At 68.9% G+C, this 11,751-nt stretch carries 11 protein-coding genes and 1 pseudogene; 8 read left to right on the top strand and 4 right to left on the bottom strand.

Annotation, left to right across the window (positions count from 1 at the left end):
- Positions 1 to 374: 374 nt before the first annotated feature.
- Both PKH97_RS08040 and PKH97_RS08035 read left to right on the top strand, forming a co-directional pair.
- The gene (locus PKH97_RS08040; protein WP_324386888.1) at positions 375 to 1,388 is read left to right on the top strand and encodes a trypsin-like peptidase domain-containing protein; all 1,014 of its coding nucleotides are present in this window, start codon (positions 375 to 377) and stop codon (positions 1,386 to 1,388) included.
- Between the two features lie 27 nt (positions 1,389 to 1,415).
- Complete coding sequence (locus tag PKH97_RS08035; RefSeq protein ID WP_324386887.1) at positions 1,416 to 1,814, top strand: twin-arginine translocase TatA/TatE family subunit; 399 nt, start codon at positions 1,416 to 1,418, stop codon at positions 1,812 to 1,814.
- Positions 1,815 to 1,971: 157 nt separating this feature from the next.
- On the opposite strand, the gene PKH97_RS08030 is transcribed toward PKH97_RS08035, so the two are convergent.
- The 4 genes from PKH97_RS08030 to PKH97_RS08015 all read right to left on the bottom strand — a co-directional run bounded on the left by PKH97_RS08030 (position 1,972) and on the right by PKH97_RS08015 (position 5,817).
- On the bottom strand, positions 1,972 to 3,108 hold the full coding sequence (locus tag PKH97_RS08030; protein WP_324386886.1) for a P-loop NTPase: 1,137 nt from the start codon (positions 3,106 to 3,108) through the stop codon (positions 1,972 to 1,974).
- A gap of 193 nt (positions 3,109 to 3,301) precedes the next feature.
- A complete protein-coding gene (locus tag PKH97_RS08025; protein ID WP_324386885.1) occupies positions 3,302 to 3,949 on the bottom strand; it encodes a DUF1003 domain-containing protein in 648 nt (215 codons plus the stop codon).
- Positions 3,942 to 5,213, bottom strand: a complete 1,272-nt coding sequence (locus tag PKH97_RS08020; RefSeq protein WP_324386884.1) for a CBS domain-containing protein — start codon at positions 5,211 to 5,213, stop codon at positions 3,942 to 3,944. Before PKH97_RS08020 ends, PKH97_RS08025 begins: the two co-directional genes overlap by 8 nt.
- 76 nt (positions 5,214 to 5,289) lie before the next feature.
- The gene (locus PKH97_RS08015) at positions 5,290 to 5,817 is read right to left on the bottom strand and encodes a hypothetical protein (RefSeq protein ID WP_324386883.1); all 528 of its coding nucleotides are present in this window, start codon (positions 5,815 to 5,817) and stop codon (positions 5,290 to 5,292) included.
- Between the two features lie 53 nt (positions 5,818 to 5,870).
- On the opposite strand from PKH97_RS08015, the gene PKH97_RS08010 reads away from it, so the two are divergent.
- From PKH97_RS08010 to PKH97_RS07985, 6 genes and pseudogenes are all read left to right on the top strand, one after another.
- Complete coding sequence (locus PKH97_RS08010) at positions 5,871 to 6,953, top strand: CoA ester lyase (protein WP_324386882.1); 1,083 nt, start codon at positions 5,871 to 5,873, stop codon at positions 6,951 to 6,953.
- Positions 6,950 to 7,819 (top strand): CoA ester lyase, encoded by an 870-nt coding sequence (locus PKH97_RS08005; protein WP_324386881.1) that lies wholly within the window; start codon positions 6,950 to 6,952, stop codon positions 7,817 to 7,819. The genes PKH97_RS08010 and PKH97_RS08005 overlap by 4 nt, the downstream gene beginning before the upstream one ends.
- Positions 7,820 to 7,944: 125 nt before the next feature.
- Positions 7,945 to 8,844, top strand: coding sequence for a hypothetical protein (locus PKH97_RS08000; RefSeq protein ID WP_324386880.1), 900 nt, complete (start codon positions 7,945 to 7,947; stop codon positions 8,842 to 8,844).
- Positions 8,844 to 9,194, top strand: a complete 351-nt coding sequence (locus PKH97_RS07995) for a GntR family transcriptional regulator (RefSeq protein ID WP_324386889.1) — start codon at positions 8,844 to 8,846, stop codon at positions 9,192 to 9,194. Before PKH97_RS08000 ends, PKH97_RS07995 begins: the two co-directional genes overlap by 1 nt.
- 115 nt (positions 9,195 to 9,309) lie before the next feature.
- A complete protein-coding gene (locus PKH97_RS07990) occupies positions 9,310 to 11,427 on the top strand; it encodes an aryl-sulfate sulfotransferase (RefSeq protein WP_324386879.1) in 2,118 nt (705 codons plus the stop codon).
- A 5-nt stretch (positions 11,428 to 11,432) separates the two neighbouring features.
- Positions 11,433 to 11,751: pseudogene (locus tag PKH97_RS07985) on the top strand (hypothetical protein); the annotation flags it as partial.

The following is an 11,751-nucleotide window of genomic DNA, read 5'->3' as shown; positions in this document are numbered from 1 at the left end:
CGGGCTCCGTGGGCCGGCCGATCGGGGGCGAGCCGCAGGGGCGCCAGGCCCAGGGCGACCACGCCCAGGGCGACCAGACCCAGGGCGGCCAAGCTCAAGGGGCCAAGGCCCATGACGGCCAGCCTCAGTGGGGCCAACACGGCAGCGAGGGCCTCGGGGAGCCCGTGGCCGGCACCGCCCCGATCCCGACGGCGTGGGGGCCGCCCATTGTGCCACCGTGGACCTCTACCTCAGGTTCATCATCGACTGGGGCGCCGGCTCCTGTTGGGAGCGTCCACGGTGTCTCGGCAGCGGACCTCCCGGCACCGGCTGCGGGGGGTGACCTCACGGCATACGTGCCCGGTCGGGGCAAGGGGCCGAGTTGGCCCGCCCTGATGGGGGTCACCGCGGTCACCGGCGTCGTCGCCGCGCTGGCCGGCGGCGCGCTCGGCGTCGGCCTGACCCGCACCGAACTCGGCGGCTCGGCCGCCGGCTATGCCAGCCTGGCCGCGGGTGCCCTTCCGAGCGTCGTCACCATCCGTGCCTCGACGGGCACCTCCGGAGCCACCGGATCGGGGTTCGTCTACGACCGGGCCGGCCACATCATCACCAACAACCACGTCGTCGCGGGCGTCGGTGACAGCATCACCGTGCTCCTTGCGGACGGCCGCAAGCTGTCGGCGACTGTCGTGGGCACCGATCCCAACTACGACGTCGCGGTCCTGGCTACGGGCGAAGAGTCGCTGACGCCGCTGCCGATGGGCAACTCCGCCAACGTGCGGGTCGGCGAAGAGGTGCTGGCCATGGGGGCCCCGCTCGGTCTGACCAGCACCGTCACCGCGGGGATCGTCTCGGCGGTGAACCGGCCGGTGGTTGCCGGCGATTCGAGCAGCCGGTCCTATATCAACGCCATCCAGACCGACGCGGCCATCAACCCGGGCAACAGTGGTGGCCCCCTGATCAACCGGGCCGGCAAGGTGATCGGCGTGAACTCCGCGATCGCCACCCCGCCGGGGGCTAGTCAAGGCAGCGCGGGAAATATCGGCCTGGGCTTCGCCATCCCCAGCGATCAGGTCGTCAAGACAGCCGACCAGCTGATCAGGACCGGGACCTCGGAGCACCCGATCATCGGCGTGATGCTCGATCCCGATTACGCCGGTCCGGGTGCGAAGGTCAGGGCCACCGCCGTCAACGGTGCCCAGCCGGTCACCAGCAACGGCCCAGCGGCCAAGGCAGGCATCAAGCCCGGTGATCTGATCGTCCGTTTCGACGGCCAGGAGGTGGCGGACTCCGACGATCTGATCGTGGCCATCCGCGCCAAGAATGTCGGCGACTCGGTGCCGGTGACGGTGCGCCGCGGCGAGCAGACGATCAATGTCACAATGACGCTTCAGGCCGCGAAGAAGTAGTCGCGAGAAGGACGAGGATCACCACACATGCCCATGGGCTGGGACGAACTCTTCGTCATCCTCATCCTCGCGGTCATCATCATCGGCCCGCAGCGGATGCCGGAGTATGCCGCGAAGCTGGCCCGCGGCATCCGTTCGATGCGGGTGATGGCGGACTCCGCCAAGTCGCAACTGCGCGAGCAGATGGGTCCGGAGTTCGACGACATCAACTGGCGCCAGTACGACCCGCGCAGTTATGACCCTCGCAAGATCGTCCGGGACGCTTTGCGGGAGCCGCTCGAGGCTGCGTGGAACCCGGTGCGCGACGAGTTGTCGAGCGTCCGCGAGTCCGCCGGCCAGATCGGCACGGGCGAGGTCGTGTCCGGTGAACTCGCCCCGGCGGCGGACGTCCGCCGCCCCACGCCCTTCGACGCGGACGCCACCTAAAAGTCACCCCACGAAGTTCTTCGCTCCTTCGGCCCACGCAGAGCGTGGGACCCAGCTCTGATACCTCGCGCGACAACCAGGCACGGACGGCACAACGCTGGCATTCTCGGCGTTCGGCGGCCGAGCGCGCAGATTTCGCCCCTACCCGTCGGAGTCGTTAGCGGGCGGTGGGGGACAGGCCGAGGGAGCGGCCGGCCAGTCCGCGCGAGCGCGTGCCGAGTCCCTTGGCGATCGCGCGCAGGGCAGTGGCCGCGGGCGAAGTGGGGTTGCCCAGCACCACCGGGGTGCCCTCGTCGGCGCCCACCCGAAGCGTCGTATCCAGGGGGATCTGACCGAGCAGGGGCACATCGGCGCCGGTCAACCGGGTCAACGACTGGGACACCGCGGCCCCACCGCCGGACCCGAAGATCTCCTGCCGGCTGCCGTCGGGCAACTCCAGCCACGACATATTCTCGACCACCCCGACGATCCGTTGGCGGGTCTGCACGGCGATCGACCCGGCCCGCTCGGCGACCTCCGCTGCCGCGGTCTGGGGCGTCGTGACGACGAGGATTTCGGCGTTCGGGATCAGTTGGGCGACCGAGATCGCGACATCCCCGGTGCCCGGCGGCAGGTCGAGCAGCAGGATGTCCAGATCGCCCCAGAAGACGTCGGCGAGGAATTGGTTGAGCGCCCGGTGCAGCATCGGTCCGCGCCACACGACCGGCTGGTTGCCCGGCACGAACATCCCGATCGAGATCACCTTCACCTCGTGGGCGATCGGCGGCAGGATCATGTCGTCGACCTGGGTCGGCGTCCCCGTGACCCCGAGCATGCGAGGGATGGAGAAGCCGTAGATGTCGGCGTCGACCACGCCGACCTTCAGACCCTGTTGAGCCAGCGCGGCCGCCAGATTTGCCGTCACGGAGGACTTGCCGACGCCGCCCTTGCCGGAAGCAATGGCATACACGCGGGTCAGGGTGCCGGGCTTGGCGAAGGGGATCTCCTTCTCGGGGGCGCCGCCGCGCAGGGTCGAGCGCAAGGTTGCGCGCTGTTCGTCCGACATCACGCCGAGGTCGACACGCACGCTGCTCACCCCGGGCACCTTCATCAGCGCGGCGGTCGAATCTTTGGTCAGGGTGTCCTTGAGCGGGCAGGCCGCGACGGTCAGCAGGATGCGCAGAAAAACCGCGCCGTCGTCATCGATGCGGACCTCGTCGACCATCCCGAGATCGGTGATCGGCTTGCGGATCTCCGGATCATCGACGGTGGCCAGGGCGGCATGCAGGGCGGCAAGGGTGGGCTGTTCGGGCACCCGGCCAGACTACGTGTCAGCCGGCATCGGGCTTGCATTCGCAGCGCCGCCTCCGGGCGCGATCTGTCCCACACATCGCCTCGGCCGCCCAGGGCCGACGGGCTTACCGTATGCCGTGCGGCCACACCGCTTGTCGTCACACCTCGAGCGGGCGGCAGGCCGAGCTGCGGGGCTTGTCGTGTGCCCCGCGCGGCTATGGGGCGCCTGGCGCCTGACCGTGCGGGCCAGCGCTGCGCGTGGCATCGCTCTGGAGTGCCGCGGTCTGCGCGCGGAGCCGCTCGGCGCGGGCCTTCGCCTTCGCCTTGGCCTTCGCGCGCTCCTTGCGCTTGGCCTTGCGCTCGGCGCGCTTCTTGACCGAGTCCTCGCGGCCTTCCAGCTCTTCCAGCAACATCCGCAGCTCACTTCGGACGAAGTCACGAGTTGCGCTGTCCCGCAAGGCGATCCGCAGTGCCGCAACCTCGCGGGTGAGAAATTCGGTGTCGGCGAGATTGCGCTCGTCGCGGGCTCGGTCCTGTTCCAGGGCCACCCGGTCCCGGTCCGCCTGGCGATTCTGGGCGAGCAGGATCAGGGGCGCGGCATACGACGCCTGCAGGCTGAGCATCAAGGTCAAGAAGATGAAGGGGTATTTGTCGAACTGCCAGGGCTTGGTGGTGAAAGCGAGATTCCAGCCCACCCACACCACGACGAAGATCGACATGCCGATCAGGAAGTAGGAGGTCCCCATGAAGCGGGCGAACTTCTCGGCGAAAGCCCCGAAGAACTCCTCATTGGCGAAGGACGGCGCGCTCCAGCGGCGGCCCTGCTCTTGCGGCTGATCGAGCCGGATCCGGCGCTCAGCCATGAGTCACCCCGTGCCGCTCCTCGCGCCAGTCGTCGGGAAGGATGTGATCGAGCACGTCGTCGACGGTGACCGCGCCCAGCAGGTGGCCCGCCTCGTCGACGACGGGCAGGCTGACCATGTTGTAGATCGCCAGTTGACGCGTGACCCCGGCCAGCGGGTCGTTCGGCGAGAGCGGTTCGAGGTCTTTGTCGATGATCGAGCCGATGCTCGCGTGCGGGGGCTCGCGCAGGAGCCGCTGGATGTGCACCATGCCGAGGTACTTGCCGGTCGGGGTCTCGAGCGGCGCCCGGCAGACGAAGACCACGGTGGCGACCGCCGTCGGCAACTCCTCCTGGCGGACCAGGGCGAGCGCTTCGGCGATGCTCGCCTCCGGCCCGAGGATGATCGGGTCGGTGGTCATCAGGCCACCGGCGGTGTTCTCGTCATAGGCGAGCAACCGCCGCAGATCGGCGGCCTCGTCCGGCTCCATCAACTGCAGCAACTGCTCCTGCTGCTCCTCGGGGAGTTCCGCGAGCAGGTCGGCGGCGTCGTCGGGCTCCATCGCCTCGAGGATGTCGGCCGCGCGGTCGGTCTCCAGGCTGGCGAGGATCTGGATCTGGTCGTCCTCGGGCAACTCCTCGATGACGTCGGCCAGCCGCTCGTCATCGAGGGCGGCGGCGACCTCGGCCCGGCGCTTGGGCGATAAGTCGTGGATGACCTCGGCCAGATCCGCGGGCTTGAGATCCTCGTAGGTCTCCAGAAGCAGCGCTGCCGACTGCTCTGAGCCGGCCATATGCAGGCCGGTGACGTCCTCGACGGAGGCGACGAAGGTCGTGTTCCGGCGACGGCCCAGGCGGGCCAGCCCAGCCTGCGGCCGGCCCTCGCGGCAGAAGACCTTGGTGATCGACCAGTCGCGGGTGCGATCTCGCTCGATGCCGATGTCCTCGACGGTCGCCTCGACCACGCCGGACGGGGTGCGCACCTGGATGAGTCGCTCGAAGAGCTCGGCGAGCACGAGCGTCTCGTTCTGGCGCTGCTCGAAACGGCGCATGTTCACCAGCCCGGTGGTGATCACCTGCCCGCCCTCGACGGAGGTCACCCGGGTCATCGGGAGAAAGACGCGCCGCTTGCGAGCCACTTCGACGACCAGGCCGATCACCCGGGGCCGGCGATTCTGAGAGAAGGTGACGACCACATCGCGCACCGTGCCCACTCGGTCGCCCAGCGGGTCGAAGACCGCGAGCCCCGCCAGGCGGGCGACGAAGACGCGGGAAGGGGCACTCACGCGTCCAGGCTACCCACCAGGCATACGGCAATGCCGCACGCAAGGGTGAGCGCCGCGCGCTGACGCGGCACGCGCGTCAGCGGCCGCCGAGGTGACGAGGTCGCAGCCTGGAGGTCGTCGCGCGGCCGGGAGCGAATCGGGCGGCTCCCGACGTGGCGGGATAGGCGCCGGGGCGGTCGGTGGGGGCGCCATACGGGTGCAGGACATAGATGGTGCCCTCGGTGCGCCAGCGCTCGATCTGGTCGTCGGTGGCGTTGAGGCGTTCAGCGGCGAGCGCCGCAGCGGCCGTCTCCCACATCGGCTCGGACGGGTCGAGGATGAGCGTCACGCATGAGATCGTGAGCAGCCGGGAGCCGGTGTCCTTGCTCCGGATGACGACATCCACCGACTCCGGGAGGGGAGCGATGGTCTGCTCGCCCGGGCCGGTGACGACCAGGATGGCGTCGCGGTCATAGGCGTGCCAGACCAGTTGGGTGCGGTCCGGGGTGCGCAACCAGATCACGTCGCTCTTGGCCAAGCCGTCGGCGAGCAGCTTGCTCAGATTGAGTGGCGGTGGCTCGGTCGCGGCGGGCGCCGATGGCGCTGCGGATGCGGGCTCGGTCACATCGACACTGTCCCATATGGGTTCTCGTGGGGCGCGCTGCTAGCGTCCAAAACATGCGCAGCGCCAAGGACTTCTTCGCCCCGCTCGCGGTCGGGGCCCCCCTGCCCGTCCGCGAGGTTCCCGCCCGGCCCAGCCGGATGATCCACTTCTTCGATCCGAGCAACGAGAAGATGGCGGCCAAGATCCCGGCCCTTGTGGGGACGGTCGATGTCCTCCTCGGCAATCTCGAGGACGCCGTCAAGGCGGACAACAAGGAGGCGGCGAGGGCGGGTCTGGTGGCGATCGCCAAGGCCACCGACTTTGGCGATGCGACGCAGTTGTGGACCCGCGTCAACAGCCTGGACAGCCCCTGGCTGCTCGACGACGTCGTCACGCTCGTGACCGAGATCGGCGACAAGCTCGACGTCATCATGGTCCCAAAGGTCCAGGGCCCCGAGGACATCCACTATGTCGACCGACTGCTCGCGCAGCTCGAGGCGCGCGCCGGGTTGACCCGGCCGATCCTCGTGCACGCCATCCTCGAGACCGCGCGCGGCGTGGCGAATGTCGAGCAGATCGCCGCCGCCTCGCCGCGTATGCAGGGCATCTCGCTCGGGCCGGCCGACCTCGCCGCGGACCGGCGGATGAAGACGACGCGCGTGGGTGGCGGACATCCCGGCTATCTCGTGCGACAGGACCCGCCGGTCGGCGTCGAGGATGCCATCAACGCCGATCGTGTTGTCTACCAACAGGATCTGTGGCACTACACCATTGCCCGTATGGTCGATGCCTGCGCCTTGAACGGCATCTTCCCCTACTACGGACCCTTCGGTGACATCAAGGATGTCGTCGCCTGCGAGGACCAGTTCCGCAATGCCTTCCTGCTGGGGTGCGTCGGTGCGTGGTCGCTGCACCCGGCCCAGATTGCCATTGCCAAGAAGGTGTTCTCGCCGAGCGCCGCGGATGTCGCCCACGCTCGCCGCGTCAAGGCGGCGATGGGCGACGGCACGGGGGCGGTGATGCTCGACGGCAAGATGGAGGACGACGCGTCGCTCAAGCAGTGCCTGGTGATCCTCGCGCTGGCGGAGCAGTTGTCGGCCGGCGATCCCGAGTTGGCGGCGCTCTACGCGCCGGCTGTGCAGGGGGAGGCGCAATGAGCTCTCCGGCCTACCGTCCGCGGCGTTCCGTCCTCTACATGCCCAGCTCGAACGAGCGGGCGTTGGCGAAGGCCAAGACCCTGCCCGTCGATGCGTTGATCCTCGACCTGGAGGACGCCGTCGGCCCGGACCACAAGGAGGTGGCGCGCGAGAATGCTTGTGCCGCAGCGGAGTCCGGTGACTATGGGGGCCGGGAGATCACCATACGGGTCAATGGCATCGGCACGGCCTGGCACGAGGCGGACCTGAAGGCGGCGTGCCACGCGGGTCCGGACGCCATCGTCGTGCCCAAGGTGAACACCGCCAAGGAGGTCGCATCGCTCGTCACGGCGATGAAGCATTTCCGGGCGCCGAAGCGCACCAAGCTCTGGGCGATGATCGAGACGCCCGAGGCGATCGTCAACGTGCGGAAGATCGCACGCGCGTCCGATCGGCTGACGTGCTTCGTCATGGGGACCAATGACCTGGTCAAGGAGCTGCAGGCCCAGATTGTGCCGGGACGCGCGCCGCTCCTGATGTCGCTGTCGATGGCGCTCCTCGCTGCCCGGCGCGCCGGAATCGCCTGTCTCGACGGGGTTTTCAACGACGTCGGTGATGCCGAGGGCTTCGCCGCCGAGTGCCTGCAAGGTCGGCACATGGGCTTCGACGGCAAGACCTTGATCCACCCCGGCCAGGTCGAGGTGTGCAACGCCACCTTTGCGCCGAGTGCGGCAGAGGTGGCCGACGCGCAGGGGATCATCGAGGCCTGGACCGCCGGCGCAGGCACCGGAGTCGTCACCTACAACGGCAAAATGATCGAGAACCTCCACGTCGACATCGCCCGCCGCGTCCTGGCCACGCATGAGGCGATCACCGCGGCCGGCTAGGTCCGCCGGCGCCGGCCGCGGGCGATGACCGGGCCCGCGCATCCGTTCCGAGGATCAGGTCTTGTGCCGCCGGGCCTCGGTGGCTAAGTTTGTAGCAATACAAACTGAGACAAAGGGGTCAGGCTATGGCCGTGCACATGTTCGCCGGGGCCGTCGAGGTGCACTTCGGTGAGGTCACCGGGCGGCTGGTAATCCTGCTCTTCTTCGGTGTTGCGCTCATCGGCGTTAGCTGGGCCGTCCGCGACCAACTCGTCGCCAAGGAAAGACGGCGCCTGCAGCGGATGGCCGCCCTTCCGGACGCCGGTGCGGACGAGGCACTGCTGATGCGCCGTCTCGGTCAGCGACAGGGCGGCCGGGTCATCGGCATTGCTGTGGTGTATCTGGTGCTCGGCGCCCTCCTGGCCTGGTCGGGAGAGGGGCTGCCCTGGCTGGCCCTGTGTATCCCCTTCGGGGCGGCACTCGGGACGGGCATCGGGCAGTTGCAGCCGATCGGTGCCGTCGGCCGGGCTCGGGTTGCCCAGCTGCGCCGTCGGGAGCTGGCGGACTATGTGCTGCCGCTGGAACGCCGATTGCTCGCTGCCGCACTTCTCTGCCCCGCGGTCGCCGTCATTCTCCTGGTCGCGGCTCTGCGAGCCGGGTCGCCGAGGCGATCGAGCGCGTGGATCGGATTCGCTCTGATCGGGTGCGTCGCCCTGGCTGCGAGCGTGATCCACGCGGCAATAGGCCGAGTCCTCGATGGCGCTGTCGAGATGAGTAGCGCGGCAGGCCTGGCGTGGGAGGAGATTGTCCGCGCCCAGACGCTGCGGGACCTCGTCGGCTCCGGGGGCATGCTCGCCGCGGCCGGATCCGCGGCAGTCGTGTGGTGGGCAAGTGCCCAGCCGGGGTGGCCCGCGTGGCTTGGCACCGCGGCATACGTCCTGGCGGTGGCTGCGTTCCTCGTTCTCGGCGTGCTATTGGTGCTGGCTCTGCGCGACAACCACTTCAGGTGGGCGCGCGCGCACGCGCTGGCCGGTGTCACGACGTGATGCTCTCAGTGGCGCCGGAGTCGGTCACTCCGGCCTACGAGCAGATCGTCACCCAGGTCATCGGCGCGATCCGTGAGGGCGCGCTGGCCGCCGGGGCTCGGCTGCCAACGGTGCGTCAACTCGCCGGCGACCTGGGGCTGGCGACCAACACCGTCGCACGCGCGTATCGCGAACTGGAGGCGCGCGGGTTCGTGGTGACCAACGGCCGCAAGGGGACGGTTGTCTCGGCCCCGCCCGCGGAGCCGTTGACCGACGAGATCCACGCCGCGGCAACGCTTTTCGTCAAGTCTGCCCAACGCTCGGGGCTGGATCTCGCCGCCGCCCTCGGGGTCATCCGCTCGGCCTGGTGAGAGAGCCCCTGCTGCCCGGCCGGACCGACGGGGTCATCCAAATGGTGGACAGACACCGTGCGAGCCGTTCAGTAGCATCGGCACCGGTCGGTGAACTCGCTTGGGGGAGATACAAATGACTCGACGTGCCAATCTCGTCGCTGGTGCGCTCCTTGTTTGTTTGGCGTTCGGAGGGACCTCGTCATCCCAGGCGGTCCTCGGCTTCGAGGCCCAGGCGTCACCGCTGCATACGCTCAGCGTCAGCGGAAGCGGGCTGGGCATGTACCCCGAGTTCGCGCCGGGAATCGACCGGTACGGACTGACGACGACCACCGCCTCGGACGGAACGGTCATCGTGTCCGCGACGACCGACGACCCGGCGGGTCGCGTGTGGGTCAACGGCAGGCCGGCCGCCGGGGGCACAGCTACCCTGACCGGTCTCGTGGCCGGCGACGAGATCAGTGTGATGATCGAGGACTCCGCTGGGCTGGAACGGCATTCGCTCTACTACCTGCCCGCGGAGTTTCCCGCCTTCGACGCAGTCGTCAATTCGTCGGCGGTCGCGCCGGGCAAGGTCTTCATCGCCCCGACGAAGTGGTTTGCCGGCGACAAGTACTTCCTCGCGATCGTCGACCGGCTCGGAGTGCCGGCCTGGGCGAGCGGCTATCCCACCGGGACCAACGACTTCCGCCGTCAACCCAACGGCCACTACACCGTCGCCCAGCCCACGACGACCCCGGGGCGCAGCGGAAACCACATCGTGGAGTTCGACCAGAGCTTCCGCCAGGTGGCCACGCACGAGACCGTCGGGCTCGTCGACACCGATATGCACGACTCGATCCTCCTGCCCGACGGCCACATCGTCCTGCTGGCCTACGAGCCCAATGCCGCCACCGGCAAGACCGACTCCGTCATCCAGGAGCAAGATGGCGACGCCAGGATTGTCTTCGAATGGACGAGCAGCTCGCTGGCGGCGCAGACCGTCCGGCTCAACACCTATGCGGACTACGCCCATGTCAACTCGGTCGTCGTCTCCCACGACGGGCGCGACTTCATCGCCAGTTTCCGCCACCTCAGCTCGGTGTTGCGCATCGCGCGCGTGGCCCACGACGGATTCCAGCCCGGCGACATCGTCTGGAAGCTCGGTGGGCGCGAAAGCGACTTCACCTTTGTCGACGACCCCTACCCCGGTGGTCCGTGCGCACAGCACACGGCCAGCGAGTTGCCGAACGGCCACATTCTGCTCTACGACAACGGATCCGACGCCTTCTCCACACCGATGTGCATCAACCCGGCGGACCCTTCGGGCCCACCCATCACCCGTCCCAGTACGCGGGTGAGTGAGTATGCCCTGGACCCGGTGGCGCGCACGGCCACTCTGGTCTGGTCCTACGATCCCGCACGCTACGGCTGGTTCGCCGGGTCCGCGCAGCGACTGCCGAATGGCAACACGGTGCTCGGTTGGGCGACGGGGGCGCAAGCGATCGCCGACGAGGTCTCGCCGACAGGTCAGGTGGTCTGGCGCCTGACCGACCGAAACGCCACATCACCGAACTACACCTATCGGGCGATGGTCTTCGACGCGCCGGACGTCATCGCGCCCGAGGTCACCGTCGCATCGCCGGCGCCCGGCGTGGCGGTTCCTTTCCAATCCTCGGCCACCCTCGACTTCAGCTGCACCGACAAGGGCGGCTCCTCTCTGGCGACCTGTGGTGCAGAAGGGCAGTGGGGCAGGCTGTTGGACACGGCGTGGCCCGGACTGCGCTCCGTCGCCATCCCGGCTACCGACGGCGCCGGCAATATCACGACCACGACAGTGACGTATGCCGTTTCCCCACCCGGGCACCTGGCCGACCTCGCGATCCGGCCCAGTTCGACCGGGGTGTTCACCGGGGCCGGAACCGCGCAGCCGCCCCAGGCGATCACCCAGCGGCTGGCGAAGGTCGGGGCGAGCGCCACGGCATACGTTCGCGTCTACAACCGTGGCGCGACAAGGGAGCCGCTGATGGTCAAGGGGACCAAGGGGACCGCGGCCGTGCGCGTTCGCTATTTCGCCGGGACCACCGACATCACGAGCGCGGTCGTCTCGGGGGCCTACAAGACACGATCGTTGGCGACGGATGGGTCGGCCCTGCTGCGCATCGTCGCGACGCGGCTGGCCCCGGCGGTCAGGGGGTCGGCTCTGGTCGTGTCCGTCACCGGAACGGCCGGCGGTGCGGCCGACACGGTCAGCGACAAGGTCACCATCGGCTGAATCAGGTGAGCGCGGCGAGCCAGTCGAGTTGCGCGCTCGCGTGCGAGCGCCAGTGGATCGACCCGGGGAAGAGCGCCCAGGCTGCATTCGACGATCGCGAGGACTTCCTCGCCCACGACGTCTTCGCTCGCACCGACGTGCTTTCCCGTATGCCCGTGCGCCTCGACTGCGGCACGAGCGATCCGTTCATCGCCGCCAATCGGGCCTTCGCCGCCAAACTGCCCACCGCCAAGGCCACCTTCGACAAGGGCGCCCACACGCTCGACTACCAGCGCCGCGCTCTCGGCGACCACGCCGAAAACGCGGTCGGGGCCGAGGTCGGAG

Origin of the sequence: Nostocoides sp., from assembly GCF_035343835.1 — a bacterium.
GTDB lineage: Bacteria > Actinomycetota > Actinomycetes > Actinomycetales > Dermatophilaceae > Nostocoides_A > Nostocoides_A vanveenii.
Note: the sequence above shows the minus strand (reverse complement) of the source record. Positions and strands in the feature narration are given on the sequence as shown.